We start from the raw sequence: 16261 nt of genomic DNA, 5'->3' as shown, positions 1-16261 counted from the left end.
CTCAGCGTAGACGGAAGCGAACCGGCAGGGCGTAGGTAAAGGTTTCGCCTTTCATGGAGTCCGGAACCTCGGGCAGGGGCTCTGCGTCCTCAAGCATGTCCAGAGCGGCGTAGTCCAGCAGGGAGTGGTCCGAGGACTTGCTGAGGTAATACTGAACCAGTTTACCATCGCGGCTGAATTCGAACACTAGAACCGGAGACCCCTCCTGGCCCAGGCGGCGGGCGCGACGCGGGTATTCGTAGAACTGGCTGAGGTGCCGGCTCAGTCTGGTGAGGTAGCTGTCCACCTCGGAGGATTCTCCGGCTGTGAGCTCCACCTGTTGATTGGGGCTCTCCTCTCCTGTGGTGTCTTCCGTGGGTTCTTCCGCTCGGGTTTCACTTTCCGTTGTGTCAGCCTCGGCCACCTGCTCCACTACTTCAGGCTCAGGCTCAGGCTCAGGCTCAGGCTCAGGCTCAGGCTCAGGCTCAGGCTCAGGCTCAGGCTCAGGCTCAGGCTCAGGTTCTGGCTCGGGTTCAGGTTCAGGTTCAGGCTCTGGTTCTGGTTCTGGTTCTGGTTCGGGTGCTGGCTCTGGTTCCGGTGGCTGTTCCTGACTCTCTGGTTCGGAAGTGTTGAGCTCTTTCGGTTGCCGGGCTCCCGCCAGGGATATCCGGATAGCCGGAGCGGAGTTGACCGCCGACTCCCCAAGCGGTTTGAGCTCAGGCACTCGGTCAGGCGCGGCAATTATCAGGATCACAGCGGTAAGGGCAACAGACACAATCAACAGCAGGCCGCGGACGGTTTTACTGGCTTCCATCAGCTGGCCGGCTCCGTCAGCAGAATGACTTCCTCATAGCCACTGTTCTCCAGCACGCGAAGCAGGCCCTCCAGGTCATCCATGGCAATGTCCTGCTCAGCTGCAATTTTAAGGGGAGTTTCCGCATCGGGGGCCGGTAATGCGTCAGCAAGGCCCTCGGCCCTCACCGTTTGTCCACCTACCTGCCAATCCCCGGCGGCGGTAACGATGAGATCTGCGTGGGGCTGCTCATTTCCGGCCTGATTGGCCGTGCCGGGGAGGTCCGGCAGCGGGATATCTGACAGCTGCCCCGCCACGATAAAAAACATCAACAACAGGAAAACCAGGTTGATGAGTGGAAGCAGGGCGTCTTCCAGGCGTTCCATAAGGGACTTGCCGGACGTTACCGGTGGTGGTACAAGATCGCTCATGGTTGCTCCGCGGGCTGCGGTGAACGCTTCCAGTGGGCAGTGATGCCGCTGTCTGATAACCGGCTGTAGGCCGAGGTGAAATCTGTCAGGCGTGTGACAGGTGCGGTGGCCAGATTGATTTCGTCAATGCCACTGGCTTTCAGTTCACCCACTAGCGCGTCAATCCTGTAGGTTTCGCCCCGCCAGACTGCCTGTCCTTCGCGTTCGATTATGACCTCTGGCATGGGCTCTCCGGTGACCGGGCTGGTATTGCCGGTGCTGTTGCTCAACTCCATGAAACTTACCGGCAACAGGCGGCTGGTAAGCATGAAGAACACCAGCAGGATAAATACCACGTCAATCAGCGGGGTAATGCGGATGGGAACCGGCCGCGCCGGTCTGGGATCAACCAGTTGCATTGGCCAGTCGGCCCTGTTGCCCGGTTCCTGAATAATCGGCAAAACGCCGGGATGTGGGTGCGGCGTCTGTTTCGGCTTCGGGGTTTTCTGCGGGTTCTTGATTTCCGGACGTTGCTACTGCCGGCACCGATATCACCGTAACAAGGGCGCTGTTGATGGTTTTCTGGATCCGCCGCAGGCGGAATTCAATCCAGGCCGCCAGGGCGGCAAAGGGAATGGCAATTACCAGGCCCGCCGCGGTGGTGGTAAGTGCTTCGTATATGCCTCCGCTTAACTGGGAAGCGTTGGCCCGACCTTCGGTGGCAGCCATGGCGCTGAAAGCTTCCATCATGCCCATAACCGTGCCCAGCAGGCCCAGAAGCGGCGCCAGTGCCGCGATAACCTCAATAATTTTGAGCGGCGCCTCAAAAGGCTCCAGAGAATGATGGGCATCTCTGGCGACGGTTTCCCGGATCTGCTGGGGGTCTGTCCTCTTCAGGCGGGCATTCATGGTATCGATAATCAAATGGTGCAGCGGATTGAGGCGGCTAAACCGGCTGGCGTTGCGACTCAGGTGGTCCGGCCCTTCACTGCCGGGCTTTTGTTGCCAAACCGTAATGCCTTTTTTAAGTTTTTTGGTGAGTCTCGGGGCAAAAAAAGCCCCGTATAACATGAGGTAAAAGAAGGTCACTATGCCCGCAACCGCAATGGCCAGCAGTACCATCATTACAGGGCCGCCCATTTCCATCAGTTGGCTTACCGGGCCGGTACTGATGCCGGTTGTGTCGGCGAGCAGGGGGTCTGACATTGCGGTAACCTCAATCGTTAAATAGATCTAAATAATAACGATTATCATTGAATTTGCAAGTCCCGTAATCTCCTGACGGCTGACTGTCTGTTAGACTGTGGAATGACGATCAATTACAGGCAATTACAAAAAACGATGCTACGCCTGGTGAGCCAGTTGCCTGGTGATCCCTCTGAAAATCACTACCTGCCCTCAATTATTTTAGGTGTTCGGGAGTCTGCTGAGCGTGTCTAGAAAGCGATGGTTCGCCAGCCTCGTCAACCGGGCTGTTGCCTTTGTCGTCTTTGCCATTGTGCTTTCAGCAGTGGCAGTCGCGGTGGTCAGTTCTATGGTCAGTCGTGCTGAACTTGAGGCGCAGGCCAGCGAACAGGTGGAAACCCTCGCAACCCTGGTCGCTGCTGACCTGGACACCCGTCTCGAGCAACGACGGGATACGCTTGCCCATGTTGCCGAGGGGTTCGCCATGGAAGAGAGCGTACTGAAGGCCAGGGCCCGAGTGCTCATCAGGCGCGAAATTGCGCTTCAGCATTTGTTTGATGGTATCTATCTGTTTGATACCGAAGGCAATGTTATCGCCGAGCACCCCGAGCAATATCAGCAGACCGGGCTGAATATCAGTTCACGCGACTATTTCCGGCAAACCTCAAGTCAGCTGACTCCGGTTATCAGTGAACCCTATGTTTCGAACTACGAGAACCGGCCGGCAGTGATGATGACGGCCCCCATTTTCGATCATCGTAAGCGGTTTATCGGCGTTCTCGGTGGTGCGATCTATCTTGCTGGCGACAATTTTATGCAGGAAATCAGCGGGGTGCATGTTGGCAAGACAGGCTATGTAGGTGTCGCAACGCGCAGCGGCGTGACTCTTGCGCATGGCCGTACCGGTGAAACCATGACACCGCTGAGACTGGAAAATCCGATATTGCGTGATGCCATGGCCGGGTTTGAGGGCACTGCCAGAACGGATAACCAGGAAGGAACCGAGACCATCATGTCGGTGCAGCAGATGTCCCAGGTGCCCTGGTTCGTGGCGGCGGTGTGGCCGGCAAAGGAGGCCTATGCCCCGGTCAGCCGGTTGGAAGTCACTTTTGCGCAGGTACTGTTGATCGTGATTCTGGTGGCCGCTCCTTTGGCGCTGATTGTTTTCCGGCGTCTGATGGCGCCACTGCGCAAGCTTGGTTTCCAGATCAGTGAACGTCATCTCGGTATCCGTACCGACCCGGTGGATGTTGCCGGTGGTTCTGAAATTCGCCAGGTGGCGGAAACCTTCAACACCGTCATGGAAGAGCGGGATGGAGTAATGGCATCGCTGGCTGAGCGCGAGGCGTTCTTTCGCTCCCTTACCCAGAGTGCGCCTATCGGTATTATCCAGACGGATGTTCTGGGCAGGGTTGAATTTGTGAACCCGGCCTTCGAACGAATTGTCGGAATAGACGCCAATGACCTGCTGCATACTCCGTTGGTCCAGGGAGTGTATGAAGAAGACCGCGCCAGTGCCTTGGAAGACTGGCGGGAGGCACTGAGAAACAACGAGGTTTTCCTCGGGCGTTTCCGTCTGAAGACCCGAAGAGACCAGCAACTGGTCTGGGCGGACGTAATGACCGCCCTCATTGGCACCGATGAACGGACACTGGGGACTATTACCGTGGTCCGGGATATCACCCATGAACTGGAAATCGAGGCAGAACTGGCCGACGAGCAGGAACGCGCTGACAGCATTCTTGGCATCCTTCAGGAAGGTGTACTGATGCTGGATGTTGACGGTGTTATTCGCTATGCCAACGACGCCGCCTGCGCTTTCCTGGGATTGCCAGAGGGGTGTGACCAGGCCAATTTTTACGAATGTGTCGCGATCGAAAGTGAAAGCCGTCGCTGGGAGCCAGATGATTTCCTCCGCAGTGCGGATGTGGACAGCCTGTATGCGACGATGAGGAACAGCCGCGGCCGCACCTTCGACGTGGACCTGACCATGCTGCACCTGCGCAGGGGTGGAGCCCATCATCAACTCATACTGGTGATCAGGGACGACAGTGAACGTCGCCGTGAAGAAGAGCGGCTGTCGTGGGAGGCGACCCATGACAGCCTTACGGGGCTGATGAACCGACGGGCATTTAATTCCTCGCTGGTGAAATGCCTGGGCGACGCCAGCAAAAAGACCGTTGCCAGTGTGTTGATGCTGATTGATCTGGACTACTTCAAGCCCGTCAATGATGAGGGCGGCCATCTGATGGGGGATGACCTGCTGGGCCGCCTCTCGGATCTGCTCAGGGCGACGGTACGACAGTCCGATACAGTGGCACGCCTGGGTGGTGATGAGTTCGGCATTATTCTGCCCGCGTGTGGGCTGGAACGCGCTTTGGAGCTGGCCGAAACTATCCGCCGGGGTATTGAGTCTATTCGGATCGAGCAGGACGGCAAATCCTTTGGTGTGACCGCGAGCATCGGTTTGACGGAAATGTCAGAAGCCGATTCCGGCCCCCGTGAAGTAATGGCGAGAGCTGATGAAGGCAGCTATGCCGCCAAGGCCCGGGGCCGCAACCAGGTGGTTACGGTTCCTCTGCCGCCCCAGGACCAGCTTGTATGATCGGCCTGCCGTGATGGTGCGGCTCTGCCCTACCACCAGCCTGCAGCGCTGCCGGCCTGCCAAAGCAGGCGCAGGGCAAGCAGTGTCAACAGAACATTGAACAGACGGCTGAAGTGCCGGTTACTCATGGACCTGAGCACATGCAGCCCGAGCCAGGTGCCGGCGAAACCGAAGGCGATCATCGCCAGGATAAACAGCACCCACTCCCGGAACATGAAACCCGCAAACCCGAATACCAGTGCTTTTGGGGCATGCTGAAGCGTCATGGCCATGGCAAACGTGGCTACCGTGGTGAAGCGGTCGCTGTGCATCTGCTTGATAAAAGACGCCACCAGCGGGCCCGTAGCCCCGACAAACAGGCTCACGAAACTGGTCAGGACGGAGGCCAGGAATATGCCTGTGCTGCCAAAAGCTCCCCGGGGCAATGCTGGCCCCCAGCACAGGTACAGCACGAACAGGCCAATGGTGAGTTGCCAGAGATAGGTTGGCAGATCCACCAATACCCAGGCCCCCAACGCTGCCCCCAGTAGCACACCGGGGGCGAAGGCCGCGATGGCTTTCCAGTCGGTATGGCGCCAGGTCAGGCCTGCCCGCCCGGCATTTGAGCCCAACTGGATCATGCCGTGTACCGGTATGATCGCCGCAGGCGGTATCCAGAATGCCATCAATACCAGTAACAGCACGCCGCCCCCGGCACCCAGGCTGGCAGTGATCATTGAGGTTACCACTGAGCTCGTCAGCAGTATGGCTGCGGTAGTGGCAGTGAGGCCCTCCGGAATCAGTGTCAGTTCCAACGCGGACTCCCGGGCTACTTAAAGCTTACAGAAAGAGGCATCGCCAAGACGCGCCGTTTTGCACAATGCTTCTGCGGCAAGCTGGACGTCCGCCACATAATACAGCGAGGCCAGGCCGAAACGGTCGCGCCCCAGGTTGTGAAATACCATCCCGAAAGCGATATCACCGGCACTGAAATTATCGTGTTCCCGGGCAAAATAGGCGGCAGGCCTGGACAGGGTGTCGTCATCCAGCAGGGCTTTTACACGGCCCGCACCCCCGTGGTAGGCCTGAACCAGCAGCAGTGTAAAAAGCCGGTCCCGTTTTTCAGCGGGCAACTCACCAAAACGCTGGTTGAACGGTTCCTGCAGGTTACGGGCATTCTGGTTCATTAACCTCAGGGCGCAATCAATCTGGGCGAGTCGGTGCCAGTGGTTGGCCGGCTTGATCTGGCAGTCGCTGAGTGCCGAAGGCGAGAGCTGTAATATGCCCTTGGCATCGGCGATGGAGTGGGCACGTTGCTGCCCGCTACTTTCGATCAGCACCTGCCCGGCAAGATACGTTGGCAGGCTTTTAGGCAGGTTGTTTCGTTGCTGGCGTGTTTCATAGACATACATCAATGCATCGTGAAGGGGTTCGGGTTTCTCCTGTGATGCAAAGACAAGGTCATCCCAGGCGCCCCAGATCAGCTCGGCGGGTAGCGTGCCGAGATAACGGGCGACGGCTTCGTCCAGGTTGACGTGCGGTTGGTCACAGGCGAGCGCAAACGGATAGCCGGTTTTGGCAGGGCCGCCGACCGCCCAGTTTTCTGCCCGGCCGCTGGTGGCCAGCGTGCGCCTGGTGTCGTTCAGGCGCTTCTGGGTGGCCTCGCGGCTGCTTTCATCGTCAATATAGCCAAGGAACTGGCCGCGCATATCGAACAGAATATGCCGGTCTGTGTCAGAGCAGTATCCGGATTCTTTCAGTACCCAGCGCCGGATGGTGACAATGTTGTTATAAACCCCCTGGCTTACCCAATAGGGGGAGCCGCGGACAATACTGGTCCAGTCATCGACTGGCTCTGGCGGTTGTTCACTGGCGCACAGGATTGGTGCGATAATGGACGTGACCATGAAAGCTACAGCAAGTGTGCGACGCCTGGGACTTTTGTTCATAGACGATAATTCCCTCAATCTCCAGAGTTCAGAATAACAAACGGAATCGATCATGAAGCAATCCGAATACCTCCGGTACGATGCGGTAGCGCTTGCCGACCTGATTCGCCGCAATGAAGTTTCAGGCCGTGAAGTCTGTGAGGCGGCTATCGAGCGGGCATCGGCTGTAAACAGCAAACTGAACGCCGTCTGCTACCCCCAGTTTTCGGATGCGCTAAGCCAGAGTTATCCGCCTGATGGTACCTTTTCCGGCGTTCCCATGCTGCTTAAAGATCTGGCTCAGGAGCAACAGGGGCATCCCTGTACCTTTGGCAGTCGTGGACTTAAAAACAACATTGCAAGGCAGGACTCGGAATACGTTCGCCGGGCCCGTGCCGGCGGGCTGGTGTTTTTGGGCCGTACCGCCACCCCGGAGTTCGGCCTAAAGGCGGTGACCGAGTCAGCCCTCTGGGGAGCTTCCCGCAATCCCTGGAATACCGATCTGACGCCTGGTGGTTCCAGTGGTGGCTCTGGTGCTGCTGTAGCTGCCGGGATTGTGCCCATGGCCGGCGCCAACGATGGCGGCGGGTCCATACGAATTCCTGCGGCCTACAATGGCCTGTTCGGGCTCAAGCCTTCCCGTGGCCGGATTTCCTCAGGTCCCTTTAGCGGCGAAGCCTGGACCGGCGCCTCTGCTGACCACGTGGTGACGCGTACTGTTCGCGACAGCGCGGCCATGCTCGACGTTCTGTCAGGCCCCGCGGCGGGCGATCCGTTCGTCATTGCGCCACCATCGGCGCCCTATGCAGAACTGATGCAGCATTCCCCGCGACGCCTGAAAATCGGTGTTTTTACTTCTTCCCCCTATGACACTGAGGTGGCTCAGGAGTGTGTGGATGCGGTTGAAGACACCGCCCGTGTACTCGAAACCCTCGGACACGATGTGGAGTATGCCCGTCCGGAGTTTGATGGCATGGCGTTGGCTCGCTGTTATCTGGGCCTTTATTTTGGTGAAGTATCGACCCTGATGGATAAGGCGAAGGCCGAATTCGGCGCCAGGGACGAGGATTTCGAGCTGGATACCCGCCTGCTTGGCATGCTTGGCAGAACTATGCCGCTGCCGGATTATGTCCGGCGGCGGCAGCAATGGAATGATTTTGCGCGGGCGCTCGGTGCGTTTTTTCAGGGTTACGATATGTATCTCTGCCCGACCGCCGGACAACTACCAGCAAAAATTGGTGAGCTGGACACCCCTGGCCATCTAAAGTTTGCAGCCCGGCTGATGCTGACGCTCAAGGCGGGGAAGGTGTTGCATCGCAGCGGTCAGGTGGATCAGATGGCCCTGGATAGCCTGGCCCGTACACCGTTCACCCAGTTGGCGAACCTGACCGGAACGCCGGCGATGTCAGTGCCGATGTACTGGACAGCGTCCGGCTTGCCTGTTGGTGTACAGTTCGGGGCGCCCCATGGCGACGAAGCCACACTGCTGCAGTTGGCGGCGCAACTGGAAGAGGCCAGCCCCTGGTTTGGTCGTTATGAGCTGTTGGAGACGACAGTGTGAAACTACGCTCTGAAACAATAAATGACGTATTGTGATCCGCGATCACCGCATCCACGTTTATCTTTATGGCCGTAACAGGCTATGCTGTGAGTCAGGGAGAACCCTTTCTCCCTGAAAGACCCTGATGGCATCGAGGAGGCGAGCGTATTATGAACCAACCGATGGCAATCGACGAACTGGTGTCTGTAGCACAGGCTGAAGCCATGGGGGAACTTGATGCCCCGATGATGGCAATCGTCCTGTCCAGCGAACAAAGCTACGACTTGCCCATTAACTCTCTTGAAACCGATGCCGACAAGGCCCGCTGGGGACTGATCCTCCGCGCTGCCCGTGAGCATGTAGAAGCCGACGCGGTGGCCGTGCTCTATCCGGCGTGGACCACCATCCGCAACAAAAAGCCGGCGAAGGCCGACACACTGTCTGAAGAATCCCTGGCCGCTGAAGACAGCGACGATGAACCGGTGCGCGGCGAAGACCCGGCCGAGCCCATCGACACACTGTTTGTCCAGCTGCACACCCGCGACCGGATATACTGGCGCGGCTTCGAGCAGATCCGTGATCCCAAGCACCAACGGATCATCGGCTTCCGTCGCATCAAGGCGCTATCCACAGAGTATGGCCGCGATGAAGCCCCTTCCGTCACCTCATGGCTCAACACCCTGTTTGAACCCCTGCCTGATGAAGGACAGGAAACCGAGGTGGACATGGAACTGGCGGATCTGCTGGACGAGCCCGAAGTCAGCGCCGCGCTGTATCCACGTCAACTCCGTGCCCTGCACTGATTGAGCTGCCCTGCGAAGCCCCCGGGTGTGATACCGGGGGCCTTGCGTTTCAGATTGCAGCAATTCTTTCTGCAACCCAAAACAGGCTCGTTGCGCCAACGGCAATCAGCATCAGCGGTACCGCAGCTCTACTGTAATGGTTCGTTTTCCCCCACTGATAGAACAACGGAAACAGAACGATCAGCAGTGCCAGTTGCCCCAGCTCGACGCCAATATTAAACCCCGCGAGTGCCAGTGCAGTCTGCGAAATGCCGCTGGTAAGGTCTCCCAGCACACTGGCAAAGCCGAACCCGTGTATCAGGCCGAAACCGAATGCCAGCTTCCAGGTTTTCTTGCCCAGTACCGGCCATTTCACGTTAAACGCCGCCACCGCTATGGATAGCGCCACAACAGCTTCTACCCAGGCGATCGGCACATGCACGATTTCAAGGGCAGCCAGCGCCAGAGTAATAGAGTGAGCAGCGGTGAAGGCGCTGATGGTGCCGGTCAGTTCCCAGAGTCGCGGTTTCACTCCCCGCGCTTTACCGTTCCGCGTTCCCAGTGTGGCCGGGAGCATTAACACCAGCAAAAACAGAATGTGATCAAGGCCGATCAACAGGTGGATGATCCCCTGGTAAACAAAGGTCGCGAACATCGCCAGCCCGCCCGGCGCAGCTTCGGTGGTCAGTGAAAAGCTGCGGCTATCCGGGGACAACACCCCCAGCGTGCTGAATTCGCCCGATTCAAGGCTGACAAGGCCGCGGTGCAAGGGATCTTGCGGGAACAGAAGATGGTAATCCAGGGTGTCGGCCGCGGCGCCATCGGGACAGTTCACGGTGTAACGGCTGGCGGCATAAGGCCCGTCGCTGTGGCTCGAGACGCCCCACTCTTGCCCTGTCATCCGGCAATTACCGCTGGAATTGGACAGCGTGAGCCCCTGCTCTGTCCATCGGGTAATCCTGTCGCGACTGGTGCGTAATTCCGAGCCGCTGAGTTTCCGGTCCCCGTTACGATCCAGTGGCAGTACCAGGGCGAGGTCTCGAAGTGCCACGTCAATACGTATCTCGGACTTGTCCTGATCCACGTAGATAAAGCTGTCGCTGGCTTTGTGCGCCAGCGCAGCGGATGAGAACAGCAGGACCAACAGCCCCGTTGTAACCAGGGCCCTGGCCGGGTGTCTGTGAGTGTTCATGAGTCTGCCTCTGGAAAACGGGCATCGGTCTGGCCGTGCTCTTTCAGCCAGGATCTGACCTTTTGTAGCGAGGGGGCGTCGTCTGCCGCGTGGGCGGCGCGGAGCAGCAGGCGGGTGTCCAGGGGCTCGCGCTGTTCCTCCCAGTTGCCCTGCGCAAATATCAGTGCGGCTCTGGCATCGCCCTCAATGTCCAGCTGGAAGCGAGCCATGTCCCGTTGATGGAGAAGGTTGCCGCGCCAGCGCGCTTCAGCAAATCGCACCCTGAGGCTTTCGGTCAGGGTTTCGGCAGCCGGATGCCCTGAGCGCGCCATGGCAATTGCTCTTATTACGGCAAGGGTGTCTACCTCCGCATAGCTCGCGGTCAAGGCGAGCGCTCTGTCGGGCTTGTTCTGGTCCAGATACCAGTCTGCCAGCTGGGCGCGGGTGTAGATATCGTCGGGGCTGGCGTCGAGTACCGTCTGCCAGTGTCGAGCCGCCTCGGGCATGTTCAGCTGTGCTGCTATATCTCCCAAGGTCCCCTGTGCCCACAACGTGCTGGTGGTGTCTGTTCTGGCAGTAGCTAACTGGCGTTGAAGTGTCTGGTAGGCTTGCCGTGCACGCCCTGTTCGGGCTTCCAACTGGGCGAGACAGCTGCTGGCAATCAAACCGGGATAACGCCGTTGTAATTGCTCACAGTGCTTCTTTGCAGCGCTATAATTCCCCTGCACGGTTTCCAGGTTGGCAAGCAACAGTATTGCCTGGGTTTTTTGCTGTGGGTCGCGGGCTTTGGAAATGACGGCGTGTAGATCGTTCCTGGCGTTGTCAAAACGGTGGAGGCTTTGCTCCAGGGTGGCCCTCAGCACCAGCAGCCGGCCCGTGAGTTCGCCCTGCCACTGTTGCAGTGCGCCTTCGGCATAACCGAGAAAACGAGGGTCGCCGGTGCTTCGTGCCCGGTCGATCCGGCGACGAACAAGGTCTGCCAGTTGGTCCGGTGAAGCGGGAAGTGCCGTAGCGGTCAGCGCTGGTTCCGGCAACTCTATGAAAACGTCGGTATCGTTGAAATCGGTCTTGATGGGCCCTGGTGTGGCGGCTGCATTGGTGCTCAAGGCACTCAGCCATGCAAACCCTGTCAACAATAACAGCCCGGCACAAAAAGCCCTGCCCGGGAGGACAGGGAAAGTGCTCACCGGCTCAAGACATGCTGAGAGCCGGCGTCGGGTCTTATTGCATGAACAGATCATCGAAGGCCTGTTCATTGTTCTGGTCATTGAAGCTGAACTCCTGTTCGTTGATCCGGACCGCATCGCGACGGTCATCGGTGTTTTCAATTTGTGTCTTCACGAAAGCCGTGAAATCGACAGACGGCTCCGGCCTTGGTGTTCCACCGCTGCTTGAGTCGTTAGAGCAGCCTGTGACCGCGGCTATCAGCACAACCAGACATGAAGTTTTCAGAAATAATCCCATCATGGCGTCCTTTTAGCTGTTGGGTGAGCCGGCGATCGGGGTGGCCAGGTACGGGAAGGTTTCCCGGAGCTCTGCCGGATCCAGCTGAACACCGTCGGTGTACTCAAGGTCGCCACTTGGAGCATCGGCCGGGTCGGCCAGCACGCCCATCGCGACACGTAGTGCGATGTCCACGGTGTCATCCACCGGGCGACGGCCGTTGGGGAAGCCGGCATTGTCACCGCCGAGCACGCCCAGATCGTTCTGGCTGGCTGCAGCGGTTGCGGCGACGGCCGGGTTAAGGCGCAGCATTTCCGAGACCGCGACGCCCTCAGGCTTGTTCAGGTCTGGCACGCCGGTCAGGAACGCAGTGACCAGGTCGTTGCGCGGAAAGTTATTGGGCGCCTCTACCGGGAAGAGTATTTCCAGAAGTTCTGGCAAGGTCGGGTGGGTGACATAGGTGGCGAACTGGCCGTCATCCTTGGGTTCGCTGGCGTTGAAGCGGTCTTTGTCCTTCAGGCCAATGACCACTTCGTTGACCAGCGGCATACCCAGGCGGGAGACCTGGGTCAAGGCTCCACCTTCTACTGTTGCGCCCTTGCCATTGGTGGTCGGCGCCGGATTGATTACCCGCGCCTGGCGCACACTGGCGGTAGTCCAGCCACCGATGACAGGGTCGCCCGAAGCAGTCACCGCCGTGCCGGTCAGGCATTCGGTTGGTACTTCAAGCGCGAATGACGTCACGTTCTTGTCGGCCAGATCGCCCTGGCCTTCGCCATTACGGGCACCGAGAGGGTTGGTGTTTACGAGGTCGAAAATCTCACCGAGGTTGACGGCAAAGGCTTCCTTGCGCTGGCCCACGAATACCTGGCCGTTGGTGCCGCAACCGGGAATGGCAATGTCAAAGACGTGCGCATTGGCATAGCTTTCGTAGTCCGCAAAGGACTTGCCCCCGATATTGTCCAGCGGTTTGGCAAAGGCTTCCGTGCCAGTGCTGACATTGGTTGCCGTCTGCACAGTTCCGGTGCGGCGATCGCCGCGGATGACTTCTACCGTGTACTCCTGGCTGAACTGAACATTGTCGCCGTTGCTGGCGTCGCCAATGTTCTTCAGCGGCACAGAAACCATTTCCTTCGCGCCGTCCGCTCCGACTGACAGCTGAATGTCGTTCAGCACATCGGAGAGCTGGAAACGGAAGGTGAGGTTTTCCTGCGCATTGCCGCTGTTATCGATGTGGATTTCGTAAACGGCGTCGTCATCCAGGTCAAAGTAATTGGGGCCGCCATAGGCATCCTGCAACGGCAGATAGTTGGCAATAAGGGTTACGAAGTCCTCGCGGCCGGTTTCGTAGCTGCGGAACATATAGAAATCAGTGCCGTCGACTTTGGGCACTTCTGTTATGAAGGGTGCTTCGCGGTGGCTGGAAGCCTGTGCCAGGCCAGTTGCCACGCATAGTCCGGCTACCGCAAGCGCGAGGCCGGAGCGTTTAAACAGTGTGTTCATTCCGTTTTCCTCTTCTGTTGTTGGTGTTGCCCAGGAAGGAACGGAACCGGGTTGGAGAAAGATGCAGTTGTCATTAAAAATGTTTGCCGGGGATGTATCCGGGGTGCATCTTTAAAGCCATACCGGACGTAATGTTGTTATAAACACGAAAAACAGGTGGGAGTTCGGTAATGATGGCCGTGGATGTTGAGCATGATGAACTCATGGGGTTGCTGATTGCAGTTGCCCGGGAAGACAGGGCTGCGTTCCAGCGGCTGTATGAGAAAGTCTCCGGGAGGATGTTCGGGCTTTGCCTGAAACTGGCCAGCCAGCGGGACCTGGCGGAGGAGGCCGTGCAGGATGCCTTTGTGCAGATCTGGCACAACGCTGGTGAGTACCACAACGAACGTGGCGCCCCTCTGAGTTGGATGCTGACCATTGCCCGTTATCGCACTCTGGACCTGATGAGGGTCCGTAAGGCGAAGCAGACCTCAGGCGATAGCCATCTGGAACACATGGAAGACGGGCGGGAAGGGCCGTTGGATGTTTCTCTTCGCAGCGCTGGCGCTGCCGAACTTACCGGATGTCTCGAGGAGCTGTCAGAACCCCAGCGTGACAGTATTCTGCTGTCCTATTACCGTGGCTTCACCCACGACGAGTTGTCTGAAGCGTTGAGCTCCCCTGTTGGAACCGTCAAAAGCTGGATCAGGCGCGGCCTGATGGCGCTGAAGAGGTGCCTGGAGCGATGAAAAAGACACCGGAAAGAATCGAAGCACTGGCTGCAGAGTATGTCCTGGGCTCCCTCCGGGGGCACGCCCGCCGCAGGTTTGAGCGCTGGATGATGGAGTCGGTCCGGGTCCGGCAGGAGGTCTGGTTCTGGGAAGAAAAACTGGGGCATCTGGGGTCGCGCATCGAAGAAGAAATACCCCCGGCGTCGGTATGGTCCGGAATCGAGCGGCGTTTATGGCCGCAAAACCGGGGCACGGAACCCGCCACTGCGGCAAATGACGGCGCCGGCCGCTGGTTATGGCCCGGTTGGAGCCTGGTGGCGACGGCAGCAACACTGGTGCTGGCGGTCATCCTGTTACAACAGCCGGCACCCCGTGATGACCAACGACTGTCGGGCGCCATTGTTCAGGCGGAAATGACTGATCCGTTGTGGCTGGTAAGTGAGTCCGCACTTGAACGCCAGCTGAAACTGCGGCCTGTTGCCGCCACAGCGGCTGAGCAGGGCAAGGATTACGAACTGTGGATCGTGCCTGAAAACGGCCAGCCTGTGTCACTGGGGGTCATGCCAGTGGGTGAAACCTATCAGGTGACCCTTGACGACAAGACCCGGGCACTGCTCAGCAGCAGCCGTACCCTGGCCATCAGCCTCGAACCGGTGGGAGGCTCGCCGACCGGAGCGCCGACCGGGCCGATCCTGCACGTAGCCAGGTTGTATGAACTCTGATCCTCCGAAGGCGAATCAACTGCTCGACAGCAGCGTAATGCACAGCTGGGCGTTCTGCACGAAATGGCCGAACGCCGTTAGCTGGTCCTCGGAGGGCACGTAGTCCGCCGCCGCATTGTCTGCATAGAACAGGCCCACGAGCCGACCCTTGGCCTTTAGCGGGCCGACCAGCGCCGGCACATTGCCCAGCCAGCGATCATAGGGAACGGTTTCTGCGCCTGATTTGGGCTGGTATACGAAACAACTGGCATGGGGCAGCAGTGCCCCCAGAGGACCGGTACCGTCTTTGCGCACGGTGAAATTCTCCTTCCAGCTCTCGGTACCCTTGCCTCCGAGTTTGCGGGGGATCAACTCCAGCCCGCTGCGGTCGCTCATCAATAGCACTACTCGCTGCATCCCCACGGCCCGGTGTATGCCTTCGATCACCAGCTGACAGACTTCATTGATATCCGGTTTGTCGGTCAGGCTGTGAGTCAGGTCCCGGAGAATCTGTAATTGCAGAACGGGGTCCACCTCTGGCGCATGCGCCGCTCGGTTCCCGCCTTCTGACTGGCTGCCGGGCATCAGTGCCGTGACCTGGGGGATGCCCAGTGATACTGCTACCCTTGCTGCTTCACCGGCGTTGACCTTGAGCTGATCCCGTATGACGGCGGGATTCTCGCCGATGTCCTTACCCAGTGCTTCCGCTATCTCTTCCATCGCCGCGCCACGCCAGCCGTTCTCGGACAGCTTTGCCATCTCCACCGAATGGCGTACCAGGCTGGCGGCCTTGGAATTGGCCTGCCCCGGGGCGACGACTTCCTTGATGAAAGGTCCCAGGGACCAGGCTTCCACCAGGCCCCGGGTGATTTCCGTAAAGGTGGTGTGGAGCACCGCTTTCTGAGCTTCCACTGGCGGTTCATCCGCGCGTAATTTCGCTTCCAGTTCATTGGCCTGTTCGGTCTCGCAGGACCAGAACGCCAGCTCGCCGATATTCATCAGTAGTGCGCCGATAAACACCTCCTCGAGCGCATGTTCGTTACGCTTGGGCAGCAGGCAGCGGGCCTGGACGGCAGCATGAATAGCGCGTGCGAGGCAGCGAAGCAGGTGGGGCCGGTCGTTGCGGGCGAGCAGAGAGTCCACGATCAGCGAGGAGATGGCCATGGACTTCACCGCATCAAAGCCGATCAGGGTAATGGCCCGGCTCACGGTGCTGACCTGGGTGCGGGTCTGGTTATAGAACACCGTGTTGGAAAGCCGAAGAACCTGGGAGGTGAGCTGGGCGTCGTTGAGAATGACGTTGGCCAGTTCGTTGACCGTGCTGTTGCTGCTGTCAGTCAGCTCGTCGATCCTGCGGAGCGTATTGGCCAGCACCGGCAGTTCGACTTTACTCAGATAGGTGACCCATGCCTGGGTTGAATTCATCCTTGAGGGCGTGGTCTCGGTTTTTGTAGTCAAAATATCGTGCGCCTCGGAGGGGTATTTAAAGGTTCCTTTGAAGGATGAGTTTAGTCCAGTAAGGCGGTGAATGT

At 58.7% G+C, this 16261-nt stretch carries 16 protein-coding genes; 6 read left to right on the top strand and 10 right to left on the bottom strand.

Going from position 1 to position 16261, the window contains the following annotated elements:
• Position 1: 1 nt before the first annotated feature.
• Genes FO268_RS19005 through FO268_RS18990 form a run of 4 tightly spaced genes read right to left on the bottom strand, consistent with a single transcriptional unit; the run spans position 2 to position 2388 of the window.
• The gene (locus tag FO268_RS19005) at positions 2–793 is read right to left on the bottom strand and encodes an energy transducer TonB (protein WP_150994833.1); all 792 of its coding nucleotides are present in this window, start codon (positions 791–793) and stop codon (positions 2–4) included.
• Entirely contained in the window at positions 793–1203 is a 411-nt protein-coding gene (locus FO268_RS19000) for an ExbD/TolR family protein (protein WP_150994832.1), read from the bottom strand. The genes FO268_RS19005 and FO268_RS19000 overlap by 1 nt, the downstream gene beginning before the upstream one ends.
• Positions 1200–1601, bottom strand: coding sequence for an ExbD/TolR family protein (locus FO268_RS18995; protein ID WP_150994831.1), 402 nt, complete (start codon positions 1599–1601; stop codon positions 1200–1202). The genes FO268_RS19000 and FO268_RS18995 overlap by 4 nt, the downstream gene beginning before the upstream one ends.
• Positions 1588–2388, bottom strand: a complete 801-nt coding sequence (locus tag FO268_RS18990; protein WP_150994830.1) for a MotA/TolQ/ExbB proton channel family protein — start codon at positions 2386–2388, stop codon at positions 1588–1590. The genes FO268_RS18995 and FO268_RS18990 overlap by 14 nt, the downstream gene beginning before the upstream one ends.
• Before the next feature lie 226 nt (positions 2389–2614).
• Here FO268_RS18990 and FO268_RS18985 point away from each other — a divergent pair, with 226 nt between their 5' ends.
• Positions 2615–4972, top strand: a complete 2358-nt coding sequence (locus FO268_RS18985; RefSeq protein WP_225316865.1) for a diguanylate cyclase — start codon at positions 2615–2617, stop codon at positions 4970–4972.
• Positions 4973–5001: 29 nt separating this feature from the next.
• Here FO268_RS18985 and FO268_RS18980 read toward each other — a convergent pair whose 3' ends face one another.
• Together FO268_RS18980 and FO268_RS18975 are read right to left on the bottom strand one after the other, a co-directional pair.
• A complete protein-coding gene (locus FO268_RS18980; RefSeq protein WP_150994829.1) occupies positions 5002–5766 on the bottom strand; it encodes a sulfite exporter TauE/SafE family protein in 765 nt (254 codons plus the stop codon).
• Between the two features lie 18 nt (positions 5767–5784).
• Positions 5785–6900 (bottom strand): lysozyme family protein, encoded by a 1116-nt coding sequence (locus tag FO268_RS18975; protein ID WP_225316863.1) that lies wholly within the window; start codon positions 6898–6900, stop codon positions 5785–5787.
• 52 nt (positions 6901–6952) lie between these two features.
• Between FO268_RS18975 and FO268_RS18970 the strand changes: the two genes are divergently transcribed.
• Both FO268_RS18970 and FO268_RS18965 read left to right on the top strand, forming a co-directional pair.
• On the top strand, positions 6953–8440 hold the full coding sequence (locus FO268_RS18970) for an amidase (protein ID WP_150994828.1): 1488 nt from the start codon (positions 6953–6955) through the stop codon (positions 8438–8440).
• A gap of 149 nt (positions 8441–8589) precedes the next feature.
• On the top strand, positions 8590–9222 hold the full coding sequence (locus FO268_RS18965; protein ID WP_150994827.1) for a hypothetical protein: 633 nt from the start codon (positions 8590–8592) through the stop codon (positions 9220–9222).
• Between the two features lie 49 nt (positions 9223–9271).
• On the opposite strand, the gene FO268_RS18960 is transcribed toward FO268_RS18965, so the two are convergent.
• A complete protein-coding gene (locus FO268_RS18960; protein WP_150994826.1) occupies positions 9272–10393 on the bottom strand; it encodes a HupE/UreJ family protein in 1122 nt (373 codons plus the stop codon).
• On the bottom strand, positions 10390–11478 hold the full coding sequence (locus tag FO268_RS18955) for a tetratricopeptide repeat protein (RefSeq protein ID WP_225316861.1): 1089 nt from the start codon (positions 11476–11478) through the stop codon (positions 10390–10392). Before FO268_RS18955 ends, FO268_RS18960 begins: the two co-directional genes overlap by 4 nt.
• On the opposite strand from FO268_RS18955, the gene FO268_RS22860 reads away from it, so the two are divergent.
• Positions 11471–11767, top strand: coding sequence for a hypothetical protein (locus FO268_RS22860; RefSeq protein ID WP_191967003.1), 297 nt, complete (start codon positions 11471–11473; stop codon positions 11765–11767). The genes FO268_RS18955 and FO268_RS22860 overlap by 8 nt on opposite strands.
• An 81-nt stretch (positions 11768–11848) precedes the next feature.
• Here the strand turns inward: FO268_RS22860 and FO268_RS18945 are convergent, their stop codons facing one another.
• Positions 11849–13318 carry a DUF4331 domain-containing protein gene (locus tag FO268_RS18945; RefSeq protein WP_150994825.1) on the bottom strand — a complete coding sequence of 490 codons (1470 nt, stop codon included), beginning with the start codon at positions 13316–13318 and terminating at the stop codon, positions 11849–11851.
• A gap of 170 nt (positions 13319–13488) precedes the next feature.
• Between FO268_RS18945 and FO268_RS18940 the strand changes: the two genes are divergently transcribed.
• The gene (locus FO268_RS18940) at positions 13489–14046 is read left to right on the top strand and encodes a sigma-70 family RNA polymerase sigma factor (protein ID WP_150994824.1); all 558 of its coding nucleotides are present in this window, start codon (positions 13489–13491) and stop codon (positions 14044–14046) included.
• Complete coding sequence (locus FO268_RS18935; RefSeq protein ID WP_150994823.1) at positions 14043–14750, top strand: anti-sigma factor; 708 nt, start codon at positions 14043–14045, stop codon at positions 14748–14750. The genes FO268_RS18940 and FO268_RS18935 overlap by 4 nt, the downstream gene beginning before the upstream one ends.
• Before the next feature lie 15 nt (positions 14751–14765).
• On the opposite strand, the gene FO268_RS18930 is transcribed toward FO268_RS18935, so the two are convergent.
• A complete protein-coding gene (locus FO268_RS18930; protein ID WP_150994822.1) occupies positions 14766–16187 on the bottom strand; it encodes an HDOD domain-containing protein in 1422 nt (473 codons plus the stop codon).
• Positions 16188–16261: the final 74 nt, after the last annotated feature.

The sequence above is a fragment of the Marinobacter denitrificans genome, assembly GCF_008795955.1.
Lineage (GTDB): Bacteria > Pseudomonadota > Gammaproteobacteria > Pseudomonadales > Oleiphilaceae > Marinobacter > Marinobacter denitrificans.
The sequence above is the reverse complement of the archived record's forward strand: the minus strand, read 5'-3'. Positions and strand labels throughout refer to the sequence as shown.